The sequence below is a fragment of the Mariniphaga sp. genome (genome assembly GCF_041687215.1).
Classification (GTDB): Bacteria; Bacteroidota; Bacteroidia; order Bacteroidales; family Prolixibacteraceae; genus Mariniphaga.
Window position 1 is genome coordinate 1 of record NZ_JAWLCI010000090.1, and the last position, 14,434, is coordinate 14,434.

Below are 14,434 nucleotides of genomic sequence, written 5' to 3' on the forward strand. Positions count from 1 at the left end.
TGAAACAATTTTGGTCATTGATGACGAAAAGCAGATTCGCAGGTTACTCGAAATAACATTATCTGCAAATGGCTATAAAGTTATTCTTTCTGCCAACGGCAAAGAGGGTTTGGTAGATGCGGCCACTCAGCATCCATCGCTTATTTTGCTTGATTTGGGTTTGCCGGATATCGACGGGCAGGAAATTCTGAAAAAACTAAGGGAATGGTACCAGAAACCCATAATTATTCTTTCGGTTCGCGATTCAGAGGATGAAATTATAAAGGCTTTGGATAGCGGGGCAAATGATTTTCTTGCCAAACCATTTCGTTCGGGAGAATTACTTGCACGAATTCGGGTTGCATTGAGACCGGGGAATGACGGGACCGACTCTTCCGTGCTGATTTTCGGTTCTTTAATCATAGACTTAGTCAGCCATGTGGTACGGAAAAACAGCGAAATAGTAAAGCTCACCGCCACTGAATTTTCATTGCTCCAGCTGCTGGCAAAAAACAGCGGGCGCGTGCTCACCCACCAATATATTCTTAAAGAAGTTTGGGGATATGGTTACATTGAACAAACCCAGTATTTAAGGGTTTTTGTGGCTCAGTTGCGGAAGAAAATTGAGGACAATCCTTCCAAACCCACGCTATTAATTACCGAATCAGGCATTGGATACCGGTTTGGAGATTGAAACTAATAAAGCATTATTCAGGTATATCATTTAAAACATTGAAATCATGCGAAAAATTAAAACCAAACTAATGATTGGAATCGGGATAATTTTTCTGATTTCCTATTCAATTATGATGGTGAATATGGGAACCAATCAAAGCATTGTGAATAAATCCGACTCCCTTCTCACCAGCAATTATGCGTCTTTGAAACATACTTTTCAAATGTTGCGGTTGCTTAACGATGTGAATGTTTTGGTGGCAGAAGGATTAAGCAAAGATTCAGTACCCGGTGAAACGCTCCGCATTATTGAACGGCTGGAGCGTTTTGAGCAACCACGTAAACTTCAGGCAGAAAATATAACAGAACCCGGAGAATTGCAGCTAACCAATCACCTTCAAAAATCATTCGACTCCTTTCGTCATTATTTAATTGCACGCGAACAGCCGTTTTCCTGGACTGAATACAACCTCTATTTTCAGGAGGTTAGAGAAGATATACTGGAAATTTATCAGATGAATGCCTTATCACTTGAGGAAAAAAACGATGCCATAAAAAGTCATGCACAGCATGTTTTATCGCTGCAAAAGAATGTTGGAATTGCAGGACTTGCGCTGTTGTGTATTCTTTTGGTTTTATTACCGCTATATCTGTTGAGGCCGGTTGATAACCTTGTCTGGAAGCTGAAAGAGGTTTATGAAAAGGGTTTTAACAAAAAAGTGAAGCTGAAAAAAGGCCATGAAATGCAACAATTGGAGGAAATTGTGGAAAAAATAGTTTCTGAATTAAAAAGAAAAGTTTAAAACAAATAGATTTTTAAGTCTAAAAAAAGAGCAAATTCTGTTTTTCTATATTCCGAAAAAATAACGTGTGAAAATCAATTTGAAAATTTTTACCCGGATAAAAAGACTGCCAATCCTTATAAGTACTTTTGGACTGCTGACAATCATTTACGATCTGGGTTTTAAAAGGCATCCCGATGAAAGCCAGTTTCTGCAATACTTTTATCTTTTTTCGATATTAGTCGGTGCCGTTTCAATTACGGAAAGATACTTTTTTGAAAAAACCAGGCCTGCATTAAAAATAGTAGCGTTCGATGTTTTTCTGGTATTGCTTTCCGCTTTCCTCCTACTTAAACATTTTGGAATAGCAGAGAACCTCGCACCCTCCTTTTTAAGTAACACAGGTTGGCTCAGATTAACTGTGGTTTTTATCTTCCTACGCGAATTTATAGCATTGAAAGTTAATTTTAAATGGGCGTTGGTAAATCCGGCACAATTGTTTATACTGAGTTTTTTAGCATTAATCATTTCTGGTTGCTTTTTTCTTCTTCTTCCCAATGCAACGCACTCGGGCATTTCGCTCATTGATGCGCTGTTTACCGCCACCAGCGCTGTTTGTGTAACAGGCCTGATTGTAGTTGACACAGGTAGTTATTTTACATTTTTCGGCCAGATTGTTATCATTACGCTTGTGCAGGCAGGTGGTTTGGGAATTATGACCTTTGCCAGCTACTTCGGTTATTTTTTCAAAGGCTCCTCCTCCTATAAAAAACAGTTGGTTTTGAATGAACTTACATGGTCGGGCAAGCTGGGGGAAGTATTTACCACACTCAAGAGAATTATCATAATTACCGTGTTTATTGAGGTAGTTGGGGCGATTTTTATATTTTGGAGCCTAAACAATGAAGTTTTTCCCGTTCATTCCGAGCGCTTGTTTTTTTCAATTTTTCATTCCATCTCCGGATACTGCAACGCAGGGTTTTCAACTTTGCAAGAAAGCCTTTATTCAATTGAATTTCGTTTTAATTATTCATTGCACCTGATTATTGCCTTTCTTTTTATTTTGGGCGGGCTGGGTTTTCCCATTGTGTTTAACCTGCTGAAATATTTTAAAAATAAACTGATAAATGGTGTACTTCAATTATTTGGGAAAAAACACAGTCACCTGCCCTGGATTATAAATATCAATACCCGCATTGTTTTGATGACTACATTGATTTTAATTAGTGTAGGTACCATTCATTTTTTCATTTTTGAGTACAATAACACCCTTGCAGAGCACAACCTGTGGGGCAAAATAGTAGGAGCATTTTTTGGTTCTGTTACTCCCCGAACTGCCGGGTTTAATACCACCGATACAGCGAGCCTGAGTATTCCGGTAGTGTTAATGCTGTTTTTTTTAATGTGGGTGGGTGCTTCACCGGCATCAACGGGAGGCGGAATAAAAACCAGTACACTGGCTTTGGCTGTGCTCAACTTTCTGTCGGTGGCAAGAGGTAAAAAACGATTAGAGGTTTTTGGCCGTGAAATCTCTCAGACCTCTGTCAACAGGGCCTTTTCGGTTGTGTTCCTGTCGGTGATTGCCATATCATTGTCTGTATTCGGGGTTTTATGGTTCGACAAAGAAAAGGATGTACTTGATGTTGCTTTTGAATGTGTTTCTGCATTCAGCACGGTAGGTTTGAGCAGAGGAATAACGGCGGATTTGAGCAGTTACAGTAAATTCATCTTAATTTTGACCATGTTTGTTGGAAGGGTAGGCATGTTAACTGTGCTGATTGCATTATTTAAAAAGGTTACCCGGTATAAATACCGTTATCCGGCTGAAGATGTATTAATTCACTAAATTATTTTCAACATGAAATTTATAATTATCGGTCTTGGCAATTTTGGTAGTTCGCTGGCAGAAAAACTGACCAACATGCACCACGAAGTAATTGGAGTAGATAACCAAATGGAGAAGGTGGAAGCGATAAAGGACAAAATAAGTTTGGCTGTGTGCTTAAACAGCAAAGACCCTGAATCATTAAACACGTTACCCCTGAAAAATTCAGATGCAGTATTGGTTTGTATTGGCGAAGACGAAGGGGCAAGTCTTATCACAACTGCCCATTTAAAAAGATTAAAGGTTCACCGGTTAATCAGCCGTTCCGTTTCTACTATCCACGAAACCATTCTCGAGGCTATGGGAATAACTGAAATTGTGAGACCCGAGGAGGAATCGGCAATGAGATGGGCTCAAAGATTAACTTCCAGTAGTTTTCTTGATTCATTTGAACTCACAAACGATTATTCGGTAGTGGAAATGATTATTCCTGAAAAATTTATTGGAAAGACCATCGGCCAAATCGGGTTTAATAAAAATTATCATGTTATTGTTCTCACAACCATGAAACAGGTAAAGGAACAAAATTCTATTGGAGCATCGAAAATGGTAAAAAAGTTATATGGGACAGCTAACGCTGAAACTTTATTAAAGGAAGACGATGTTTTGGTTATTTATGGTCACAAAAAAAACATTCAACGCTTACTGGAAGAATAAACATCCGGGAAAAGATTTGAATCAAACGGGGCAATTCAGAATATAGCAATTCCATCTGAATAGCTGAAAGAATAGAACAATGTAAAACCAAAATCGTTTTTTATATTTGCCGTAAAATAAAACATGCTGTTATTCTTAAATACCATAGAGACCACGCTTCCACTTACCAATCCGGTATTGAAGTTTCTTGTTATTTTGCTCATTATTTTATTTGCACCCATTTTGCTGAACCGGGTGAAAATTCCGCATTTGCTGGGTTTAATAATTGCCGGCGCTATAATTGGTCCGTTCGGATTTAACCTGATAACCCGCGACAGCAGCATTATTCTTTCAGGAACAGCGGGTTTGCTTTACATTATGTTTTTGGCCGGGCTTGAAATCGATATGGCCGATTTTAAAAAGAATGCCGGGAAAAGTACCTTGCTGGGTTTACTCGGGTTTGTTATTCCAATGGTTCTTGGTACAGCAGCAGGTCTCTACTTATTGGGATACTCTTTTTTTACTTCGGTGCTGATGGCCAGTATGTTTTCGTCGCATACATTAATTACGTATCCAATTGTGAGTAAACTGGGCATTGCCAAAAACCAGGCGGTGAACATTACTGTTGGGAGCACTTTAATCACCAATGTGCTGGCTTTACTTGTGCTGGCCGTTGTGGTAGGCTTGACTTCCGGCGATATCGCTCAGAATTTTGCCCTGAAACTGTCTGTCTCTTTCATAATTTTTTCTTCGATTATCATGTTAGGGTTTCCTCCTTTAGCCCGGTGGTTTTTTAAGCGGTACGACGATAATGTTTCGCAATATGTTTTTGTTTTGGTACTGGTTTTTCTGGGCGCGGTTCTTTCCGAATTGGCCGGTATAGAAGGAATCATCGGGGCATTTATGGCCGGGTTGGCATTGAACCGGCTTATTCCAAGAACCTCGCCATTAATGAACCGCATAGATTTTGTGGGCAATGCCATTTTTATTCCTTTCTTTTTGCTGAGTGTGGGAATGCTAATCGACTTCCGTGCCTTTTTTACTGATTTTGAAACTGTAATTGTGGCTGTAACCATGTCGGTAATTGCTACAGTTGGAAAGTACATTCCGGCCTGGATAATTCAAAAAAGTTTCAGGTATTCGGTCGATCAGCGCCGTTTGATTTTTGGTCTCAGCAATGCGCAGGCTGCTGCAACACTTGCTGCTGTGCTGGTGGGCTATAATGTAATTCTTGGCGAAACAGCAGACGGTGAGCCCATCAGGCTGCTCAGCGAAAGTATTTTGAACGGAACCATTATTATGATTTTGGTAACCTGCACCATCGCATCGTTTGAAACACAAAGGGGAGCCGAAAGTATTGCACGGGCCGAAAACACCGATATTGAAGAAGAGGACCGTGAACCCAACGAACGAATACTCATTCCTGTCAGCAACCCCGAAACCGTGGATGAACTCATCCATTTAAGTACTATGCTCAGGTCGAAAAAAAATAAAACCGGACTGTTTGCATTAAAAATTCTAAACCATAATTCATCAGAACCCGGAGCCGAAAAACAGGCAAAAAAAATACTGGAAAAGGCAACTATTACAGCCTCTTCAACCGATATTCATCTTACCGGGCTTTTACGTTACGACCTCAATATTGTAAATGGAATTACCAGCGTAATTAAGGAACACCGGATTACAGACCTGGTGCTGGGACTCCACGTAAAAAAGGGAATTTCAGAGTCGTTTTTGGGAAACCTGACAGAAGGAATTCTGGCGAAAAGTAACATCAATACACTGGTTTACAAACCTGCCCAACCCATTTCCACGGTTAAACGGCATTTTATTGTAATGCCCGAAAATGCAGAAAAAGAAGTTGGTTTTCCATTCTGGTTACTAAAAATCTGGAACATTTCGCGAAATTCAGGAGCTAAATTGTTGTTTTACGGTACAGAAAATACGCTCGGTTTTGTGAGGGATATTCATTCAAAACATCCTGTTGAAGCCGAATTCAGTGTTTTCGATGATTGGGACGATTTTTTAATTCTCTCCCGCGACATTAAAATTGATGACAATTTAATTGTTGTTTTAAGCCGGAAGAATCAACTTTCATATCATACAAGCATGTCCAACGTGCCTAAATACCTCAACAAATATTTTCAGAAGAATAGTTTTATACTGGTTTTTCCTATGCAGGTAAATGAAGGGCAAATAAAGAGAACGGGGTTAAATTACCCGTCATTGCTCGAACCCATTGAAAAACTCGATGAAATTGGAAAAACAATTGCCAGTTTATTTAAGCGGAAATGAACTTTTTTTTTCTTCGTTGTTAGTTTTATTTTGAAAGGTTATATTTAGGGACATCAAAAATTGATATCCGACAAATAAACGCGTATGGCAAAAAAGGAAAAATTAAAAAAGGAATTAGGTTTATTTGAAGTTTTTACCATCAGCACGGGGGCGATGTTCAGTTCCGGATTTTTCCTGCTTCCGGGTTTGGCGTCGCATTACACCGGACCCTCTGTTTTCGTGGCTTACCTTGTTTCGGGTATTCTGATTTTACCAGCCATGTTCAGTATTGCCGAAATTTCTACTGCTTTACCCCGTTCAGGCGGAGCCTATTTTTTTCTCGACCGGAGTTTGGGACCCATGATTGGCACCATTGGAGGCCTTGGGACTTACTTTGCCCTGATGTTTAAAACTGCTTTTGCCATTATTGGTATTGGTGCTTATGCAGCCATTTTTTGGGAAGTTCCCATTAAAACCATAGCCATAATGGCCACCCTGTTTTTTATGGGTTTAAACCTGATTGGCGCAAAAAAATCTACAGGCTTGCAAAACTTTTTCGTCACTTTTCTGATTATTGTGTTGGGCGCATTTATTTTCGATGGATTGTATAATATTTTTTTTACTGAACGACTTGACCTTCCGCGGGCAAATGAACATTTCAGCCCATTTTTTACCAATGGATTTGAGGGAATAATAATTACTGCCGGTTTTGTTTTTGTTTCTTATCTCGGTTTGACACAAATTGCCAGCGTGGCTGAAGAAATCAAAAATCCTGAACGAAATATTCCACTGGGTATGTTGATTTCCTTAACTGTAACAAGTTTAATTTATTTTTTAGGCATTTTTGTGATGGTTTCAGTAATAGAACCCTCAGAATTCGCAAATGATTTGGCACCGGCAGCCACAGCGGTAAAAAAACTGTTTACCTGGATGCCGGGAAATATGGGTGCATACCTGATGACCGGTGCTGCAATGGCTGCATTTGCTTCTACCGGAAATGCCGGGATGCTTTCTTCCTCCCGTTACCCGTTTGCCATGGGGCGCGACCAGTTGTTCCCTCCACTGTTTTCAAAAGTAGGGAAAAAGGGAACCCCTGTCCCGGCCATCATGCTTACTACAGGCTTCATCCTGTTTTTTATTCTTGTATTGTCGGAAGAAGGAATTGCCAAACTGGCCAGTACTTTTCAGTTGCTCATTTTTATGTTTATCAATTTTTCTGTTGTTGTTTTTAGAAAAAGTAAAATAGAATCGTACGATCCGGGCTACCGCTCACCTCTTTTTCCTTACATGCAAATAGCAGGAATTGTTATTTCTGTTGTTTTAATTGCATATATGGGCTGGATGGCCATTTTGTTTACGGCAGGTATTGTTTTAATTGGTGCTATTTGGTACAAATTCTATGCACGGGTCCGTGTAAAACGCGAAGGCGCAATTTTCCATTGGTTTGCCCTTCTGGGAAAATATCAGTATTCCGAACTGGAAAGTGAATTTATGAGTATCATTAAAGAAAAAGGACTTCGCCAGGGCGATCCGTTTGATGAAACAATTATAAGAGCAAGAATCACTCATGCTGAAAAGGATACTGACCTTGAGCACTTGTTAAACTATGTGTCGGGGATATTTTCTGCCGAAATGCATGTAACAAAAGAGGTATTGAAAAAAGAATTCCTTGTTGCAACAAGTATTGACCCGGCGTTGGTGATACCCAAAGTTTCAGTTTTATATGCGAAAAATGAGGGGATAGATCACCCATCGCTTCACATCGTGTTTTCTGAATCGGGTATTAACAAGCCTATTGTGAAAAATGGAATTTCCTCAGAAGATTACATTAATGTGTTTTTCTTTTTGGTCAATCCGTCAAATGAACCTCGCCAACAGTTGCGCATGTTGTCGCGGTTAATTGATATTATTGAACGAGAAAATTTTGTAAGTGAAATGCTGGAGTTAAAAAGTCAGCGTGAAATAAAAGAGTACCTGCTGCATAACGAGCGGTACATTACAATTCAACTGCTGCCAGGCACAATTCAGTCTGAAATGATTGACAAACAGCTAAAAGAGATAAAATATCCGGCGGATGTTTTGGTTGCTCTTGTTGAACGAAACGGTACTACCTTTGCACCCAACGGAAATACCCGGTTACTCAAAAACGATTTACTTACCATTATTGGCGAACCAAAATCCATAAATCAACTTTACGATCAATACTTGCAGGTATAAAAAAAGGTGATTTATTTTTTATAATTTTGCTGAAACTATTATAATTAGCAATGAAGGCGCCAAAGCCGGCAAAAATAAAAAAAAGGGTTTTTCGTTCGTGGTTAACTTCGGCCGTGAGCATATCGCTGGTACTTTTAATGCTTGGCGCTTTACTCATAATTCTGGCCAATGCCGAACGGTTGTCTGATTATGTCCGGGAACAGATTGGTTTTACTCTGGTTTTAAATGAAGAATTAAAGGAAGCTGACATTCAACGGCTTGAAAAAGCGCTCGAGTCAACTGATTATGTGAAATCTACACGTTTCATCGATAAAGAAACGGCAGCACGCGAGTTGACTGAAGATTTGGGTGAAGACTTTACGGAATTCCTGGGGTTTAATCCGCTGTTTGCTTCTATGGATGTAAAATTGTTCGCACACTATACCAATTCGGACAGCCTGTTAATTATTGAAAAAGAATTTTTAAATCACCCTCAGGTAAAAGAAGTTTATTACCAAAAAGATTTACTGGCAGTTATAAACGATAATGTAAGGAAAATCAGCCTTTTTTTACTCGTTGTTTGTGCTTTGACGGGATTCATTTTTATTTCTCTCATCAACAACACCATTCGTATTTCCATTTACTCCGAAAGGTTTACCATAAACACCATGCAACTGGTTGGTGCCACGCGTTCGTTTGTTAGGAAACCGTTTTTACGACGAGGTTTGTCTTTGGGAATTTTGGGCGGTCTGGTAGCAAATGTATTATTGTTTGGGGCCATTTTTTCGTTCAGAAAAGAGCTGGGTGGAATAATAGATCCTGCCGATTTTGAAGTTCTTGGCCCTGTTTTCCTGTTGGTTATTTTTTTGGGAATGGCCATTTCTCATGTGTCAACCTGGCTGGCAGTAAACAAATTCCTTAAATTGAAATTTGATGAATTATTTTATTAACTATCTTTGCCCTTTATGAAAAAGAAAGCAACAACAAAAGATAAAACCACAAGCGAAGTTGGGTTTGCACTGGGAAAAGAAAACTACCGGTTGATGGCTATTGGATTCGGTATTATTGTTCTCGGTTTCATATTAATGATAGGCGGAGGCAGCGACGATCCAAATGTTTTTAATCCTGATATTTTCAGTTTTAGACGAATTACACTGGCACCGCTTCTTTTGCTGTTTGGTTTTCTCTTTGAAATTTACGCTATTCTGAAAAAACCTAAAAAGGACGCTTAACAAATATTTATAATGAACGAAATTCAGGCGCTGATCCTCGGTCTTTTGCAGGGTCTTACTGAGTTTTTACCTGTTAGCTCCAGCGGGCATCTTGAAATTGGCCATGCTGTTTTAGGGGTAAAAGCCGAAAATAACTTGCTTTTTGCAGTTACTGTACATGTGGCAACTGTTTTAAGTACCTTGGTTGTTTTTAGAAAAGACATTGTAAAATTACTGACTGATTTGTTCGCCTTTCAATGGAACGAATCTACGCAATACATTTTTAAACTACTCTTTTCAGCACTCCCGGTTTTGGTACTGGGACTTTTTTTTGCCGAACAGATTGAGCAGTTATTTACCGGGAATTTGATACTTGTTGGCAGCATGTTGCTCATAACTGCCGGATTGCTTTCTTTTGCCCATTTCGCTAAAAAACGGGAAATGCAAATTACCTGGGGAAAAGCATTTATTATCGGCATTGCCCAGGCTTTGGCCGTAATGCCGGGCATTTCGCGCAGCGGAGCAACCATTGCAACCGGACTTTTATTGGGAACCAAAAAAGACGAAGTGGCACGGTTTTCCTTTCTTATGGTTCTTGTTCCTATTTTGGGGGCTGCTTTTCTCGATTTGGTTGGGGGAGATTTCTCCGAAAAATCAGCTATCGGAACCGTTCCACTTTTGGTTGGGTTTGTAGCTGCATTTATTTCGGGCCTGCTGGCATGTTCGTTAATGATTAAGGTAGTAAAACGGGGGAAATTAATTTATTTCGCTGTTTACTGCTTAATTATCGGGTTAATTGCTATCTTTGCAGCCTGATTTTTCAATTTGTTAAAATACTGTAAACTAAATGTTTGTGAATGTCTGACCTAAAAAAAACGTACGATTTTTTAGGAGGTGAGGTTTTGCTGTTCGATAAAGACCTCGGATGGACTTCGTTTGATTTGGTTCAGCGGGTTCGAAACGGGCTTTGCCGGGAACTGGGAATTAAAAAACTAAAAGTGGGTCATGCCGGAACGCTCGATCCGCTGGCAACCGGTTTAATGATTCTGTGTACCGGAAAATCAACTAAACTTATCGAATCATTTCAGGAAAGGAAAAAGGAATATGTGGCTACGCTTAAACTGGGGGCAACAACTCCGTCTTTCGATATGGAAACCGAAGAAGACAGCCAGTTTGATATAAGCCATGTTACTCAGGAATTGATTGAAAAAGTACTGCAAAAATTTTTAGGTGAAACGGAACAGGTACCACCGGTTTTTTCTGCTGTAAAAGTGAAAGGGAAACGGGCATTCGATTATGCACGAAATGGTGAAGATTTGAAACTTCATCCCAAGAAAATTGTTATTGAAAATATTGTTACCGAATCGGTGAATTTACCTTTTGTGACTATTCGGGTGGTATGCAACAAAGGAACTTACATTAGGGCATTGGCACGCGATATAGGAGAGGAGTTGAAGTGCGGTGCTTATCTCACTGCATTGCGCCGAACGCGAATTGGAGAATTCAGGGTTGAAAATGCCATGTCAGCAGAATATTTTATGAAAAATATAGGTTCGTTTGTAACAAATTAAAAAATGGCACGTAAAACGGGACTCCGAATTCAGGATTCCCTTAAAATTAGGAGAGAACAGTATTAAATTGTTAATTATAAATAAAGAATAAAAAAGCAGCCCATGAAGTTATCAAAATTCAAGTACGATTTAGACGAGAAAAGAATTGCATTGCACCCGGCATACAACAGGGACGAATCGAAAATGATGGTATTGAACAGGGCAAAGCGTACCATCGAACATAAAATGTTTAAAGACATTGTTGACTATTTTAACGATGGCGATGTATTTGTTTTTAACGACACCAAAGTTTTCCCGGCCAGATTATATGGAAACAAAGAAAAAACCGGTGCCGAAATTGAAGTTTTCCTGCTTCGGGAACTGAACCGCGAAATGAGGCTGTGGGATGTTCTGGTTGATCCGGCAAGAAAAATACGCATTGGCAACAAATTGTATTTTGGTGAAGACGACAACCTGGTTGCAGAAGTAATTGACAATACAACTTCGCGTGGCCGTACTCTTCGGTTTTTATTCGACGGACCTTACGACGAATTCAAAAAAACATTGTATAATCTTGGCGAAACTCCCCTGCCAAAGTTCATTAACAGGGCAGTGGTACCTGAGGACAAAGACCGGTATCAGACTATTTTTGCCAAACACGAAGGGGCCGTTGCTGCACCTACTGCCGGTCTGCATTTTAGCCGCGAATTGTTGAAACGCCTTGAAATTAAAGGAGCTGAATTCGCTTATGTTACGCTGCATGTTGGGTTGGGAAATTTTAGAAGTGTTGATGTGGAAGACCTGACCAAACATAAAATGGACTCGGAGCAAATCTGGATTAAAGAGGAAGCCTGCACAAAAGTAAACGATGCCAAAACGCAGCGGAAAAATGTTTGTGCTGTGGGTACTACTGTGATGCGGACACTTGAAAGTTCAGTTTCAACCCAGGGTTTTGTGAAACCATTTGAAGGCTGGACAAACAAATTTATTTTTCCGCCCTACGAATTTAGTGTGGCTAACCGCATGGTTACCAATTTTCATTTACCATACTCAACACTTTTAATGATGGTGGCCGCTTTTGGAGGATACGATTTTGTAATGGAAGCTTACCAGATTGCGCTGAAAAACGAATACCGGTTTGGAACCTACGGCGATGCCATGCTTATTATCTGATGCGGGTTATTCCCAAATTTTAATAAACAGGAAAAACATTTTTTTTATTAGAACAACTGTCAGAAAAAGTGGTATCTTTTTTGACAGTTGTTTTTCTTTTAAATCAAAATGCCATGAAACAATTATTTTTTATCACAGTTTTATTTTTTGCGATGACGATATCAGCACAAAACAACGAAGAAGTGCGTTTTATTGAAGTTCGCGGCAGTGCCGAAATGGAGGTGCAGCCTGATGAAATGATTTTATCCATTACCATTCAGGAGTATTTCGAGGAGGAATTTCAGAAAAACAAAGAACCCAAAGATTACAAAACCAAAGTGCCGCTGGCCAAAATTGAAGACGGCCTGATTAAAAGTTTGCGTAAAGCCGGCATTGAAAAAGAAGACATCAGGGTGCGCAGTATGGGCAACTACTGGCGGCAGCAGGGCAAAGAATTTTTGTTTAGCAAAAATCTGGAAGTAAAAATTACCGATTTTTCAAAAGTGAACGAACTGTCAACATTGGTGGATTCCAAAGGAATCCGCTCACTGAATGTAGGTCAAATGAGTCACTCTGAAATCGAAAAGTTCCGCAGACAGGTAAAAACCGATGCACTGAAAGATGCACGGGAAAAAGCCGCCTACCTGGTTGAAAGTTTGGGCGAAGAACTGGGCGAGGTGCTTTCCATAAATGAGATGAACGATGGTTATTCCCGTCCCTACATGGCCAAAAACATGATGATGGCTGCGGATGAAATGGCTTACGAAAGCGTTGAAGAGGTGCAAAATATTACTATTTCCTACCAGGTTACAGCGCGATTCAGAATTGAATAGTGTCTTTAAGTTCCTGCAAATTCGCAGATAGAAGCAGATTTTTTTATCTGCGAAATTCTGCCAAATCAGCGGGAAATAAATACTGAGAAAAATTAAAACCCTTACCTTTCGGCAAAATTTTCAGAATGGCAATATTTAAAATCGACCAATGTCCGGTTTGCAGCAACAGCCAGTTTAAACCGTTTATTACCTGCACCGATTTTTTTGTTTCGGAAGAACAGTTTGAAATAGGGGAGTGCACCGGCTGCGGATTCAAATTCACGGCCAATGCCGAAGATGAAGAAAATATTGGCCGCTATTACCAAAGTGAGGAGTACATTTCACATTCCAACACTTCAAAAGGCCTGGTAAATGCGGTTTACCACCAGGTACGCAGCTACATGCTTGGACGCAAACGACGATTGGTTGAAAAAGCAACGGGGCTGAAAACCGGACGATTACTTGATGTAGGAACCGGAACCGGTTTCTTTTTGAATGAAATGAAAACCCACGGCTGGAAAGTTTCCGGTACCGAAAAAAGTGCCGATGCCCGCGATTTTGCAAAAAATGAATTCGGCCTGGATATTGAAGAAACGGAACAACTTTTTCAGTTCAAAAATGAAAGTTTTGATGCCATTACACTTTGGCACGTGCTGGAACACATTCACCGGCTGGATGAGAATATGGAAACTTTTGGCCGCTTGTTAAAACCGGAAGGGAAGTTGATAATTGCTGTTCCAAATCACACTTCGCACGATGCGCGTCACTACAAACAATACTGGGCAGCCTGGGACGTTCCCCGCCATTTGTGGCATTTTGGACCGGAACAGATGAAATTGTTTGGCGAAAAACATGGATTTCAACTCCAATCACTTCACACCATGCCGTTCGATTCTTTTTATGTTTCGCTCCTCAGCGAAAAATACAAAAAATCGAACCTGCCTATGTTTAAAGGATTAATGCACGGAAAAATTTCGTGGTTGAAAAGCATTTTACATAAAGGGCAATGTAGTTCAGTTATTTACGTTTTCGGTTAAATTTTCAAACTAAAGCCTGCAAAAATAAATTGAAATACAAAATATTTAAAGATATAATTGTATTTTATATTTATTTGTAATAAATTGTACCTGCAAACAGATTATTATCAAATTGATATGGACGCAATTTTTTAGTGATATTATACAACTTAAAAAAGTAAATTAGAAATTAGAAAAAGTGATGTTAATTACTTATCTTCAAGTCGTTACAAATAAAGATTTCGACAAAAAACATCACTTCCAGG

Annotated in this window: 13 protein-coding genes; all 13 read left to right on the top strand. The window is 39.6% G+C overall.

The window, feature by feature from the left end:
• Positions 1-673, top strand: a 673-nt coding sequence (locus ACESMA_RS20120; RefSeq protein ID WP_372950670.1) for a response regulator, incomplete at its 5' end; no start/stop codon positions are given.
• 46 nt (positions 674-719) lie between these two features.
• Positions 720-1,457, top strand: a complete 738-nt coding sequence (locus ACESMA_RS20125; protein WP_372950671.1) for a hypothetical protein — start codon at positions 720-722, stop codon at positions 1,455-1,457.
• A 67-nt stretch (positions 1,458-1,524) separates the two neighbouring features.
• Positions 1,525-3,282, top strand: a complete 1,758-nt coding sequence (locus ACESMA_RS20130) for a TrkH family potassium uptake protein (protein WP_372950672.1) — start codon at positions 1,525-1,527, stop codon at positions 3,280-3,282.
• A 12-nt stretch (positions 3,283-3,294) separates the two neighbouring features.
• Positions 3,295-3,978 (top strand): potassium channel family protein, encoded by a 684-nt coding sequence (locus ACESMA_RS20135; RefSeq protein WP_372950673.1) that lies wholly within the window; start codon positions 3,295-3,297, stop codon positions 3,976-3,978.
• 123 nt (positions 3,979-4,101) lie between these two features.
• Positions 4,102-6,252 carry a cation:proton antiporter gene (locus tag ACESMA_RS20140; RefSeq protein ID WP_372950674.1) on the top strand — a complete coding sequence of 717 codons (2,151 nt, stop codon included), beginning with the start codon at positions 4,102-4,104 and terminating at the stop codon, positions 6,250-6,252.
• Positions 6,253-6,336: 84 nt separating this feature from the next.
• Positions 6,337-8,448, top strand: coding sequence for an amino acid permease (locus ACESMA_RS20145; RefSeq protein WP_372950675.1), 2,112 nt, complete (start codon positions 6,337-6,339; stop codon positions 8,446-8,448).
• Between the two features lie 50 nt (positions 8,449-8,498).
• A complete protein-coding gene (locus tag ACESMA_RS20150; protein ID WP_372950676.1) occupies positions 8,499-9,377 on the top strand; it encodes a cell division protein FtsX in 879 nt (292 codons plus the stop codon).
• 15 nt (positions 9,378-9,392) lie between these two features.
• On the top strand, positions 9,393-9,659 hold the full coding sequence (locus ACESMA_RS20155; RefSeq protein ID WP_372950677.1) for a DUF3098 domain-containing protein: 267 nt from the start codon (positions 9,393-9,395) through the stop codon (positions 9,657-9,659).
• Positions 9,660-9,671: 12 nt separating this feature from the next.
• Positions 9,672-10,454 (top strand): undecaprenyl-diphosphate phosphatase, encoded by a 783-nt coding sequence (locus ACESMA_RS20160; protein ID WP_372950678.1) that lies wholly within the window; start codon positions 9,672-9,674, stop codon positions 10,452-10,454.
• A gap of 41 nt (positions 10,455-10,495) precedes the next feature.
• Positions 10,496-11,209: a tRNA pseudouridine(55) synthase TruB gene (gene truB / locus ACESMA_RS20165; RefSeq protein ID WP_372950679.1), complete on the top strand. Its 714-nt coding sequence runs from the start codon at positions 10,496-10,498 to the stop codon at positions 11,207-11,209.
• A 102-nt stretch (positions 11,210-11,311) separates the two neighbouring features.
• A complete protein-coding gene (gene queA / locus ACESMA_RS20170; protein WP_372950680.1) occupies positions 11,312-12,361 on the top strand; it encodes a tRNA preQ1(34) S-adenosylmethionine ribosyltransferase-isomerase QueA in 1,050 nt (349 codons plus the stop codon).
• Between the two features lie 113 nt (positions 12,362-12,474).
• A complete protein-coding gene (locus tag ACESMA_RS20175; RefSeq protein WP_372950681.1) occupies positions 12,475-13,173 on the top strand; it encodes an SIMPL domain-containing protein in 699 nt (232 codons plus the stop codon).
• A 125-nt stretch (positions 13,174-13,298) separates the two neighbouring features.
• Entirely contained in the window at positions 13,299-14,189 is an 891-nt protein-coding gene (locus ACESMA_RS20180) for a class I SAM-dependent methyltransferase (RefSeq protein ID WP_372950682.1), read from the top strand.
• Positions 14,190-14,434: the final 245 nt, after the last annotated feature.

Excerpts from the sequence above, each read along its gene's own strand:
- ACESMA_RS20180 (WP_372950682.1), top strand. The coding sequence starts at position 13,299 with ATGGCAATATTTAAAATCGACCAATGTCCGGTTTGCAGCAACAGCCAG.
- truB (WP_372950679.1), top strand. The coding sequence starts at position 10,496 with ATGTCTGACCTAAAAAAAACGTACGATTTTTTAGGAGGTGAGGTTTTG.
- ACESMA_RS20150 (WP_372950676.1), top strand. The coding sequence starts at position 8,499 with ATGAAGGCGCCAAAGCCGGCAAAAATAAAAAAAAGGGTTTTTCGTTCG.
- queA (WP_372950680.1), top strand. The coding sequence starts at position 11,312 with ATGAAGTTATCAAAATTCAAGTACGATTTAGACGAGAAAAGAATTGCA.
- ACESMA_RS20155 (WP_372950677.1), top strand. The coding sequence starts at position 9,393 with ATGAAAAAGAAAGCAACAACAAAAGATAAAACCACAAGCGAAGTTGGG.
- ACESMA_RS20125 (WP_372950671.1), top strand. The coding sequence starts at position 720 with ATGCGAAAAATTAAAACCAAACTAATGATTGGAATCGGGATAATTTTT.
- ACESMA_RS20140 (WP_372950674.1), top strand. The coding sequence starts at position 4,102 with ATGCTGTTATTCTTAAATACCATAGAGACCACGCTTCCACTTACCAAT.
- ACESMA_RS20160 (WP_372950678.1), top strand. The coding sequence starts at position 9,672 with ATGAACGAAATTCAGGCGCTGATCCTCGGTCTTTTGCAGGGTCTTACT.
- ACESMA_RS20145 (WP_372950675.1), top strand. The coding sequence starts at position 6,337 with ATGGCAAAAAAGGAAAAATTAAAAAAGGAATTAGGTTTATTTGAAGTT.
- ACESMA_RS20175 (WP_372950681.1), top strand. The coding sequence starts at position 12,475 with ATGAAACAATTATTTTTTATCACAGTTTTATTTTTTGCGATGACGATA.
- ACESMA_RS20135 (WP_372950673.1), top strand. The coding sequence starts at position 3,295 with ATGAAATTTATAATTATCGGTCTTGGCAATTTTGGTAGTTCGCTGGCA.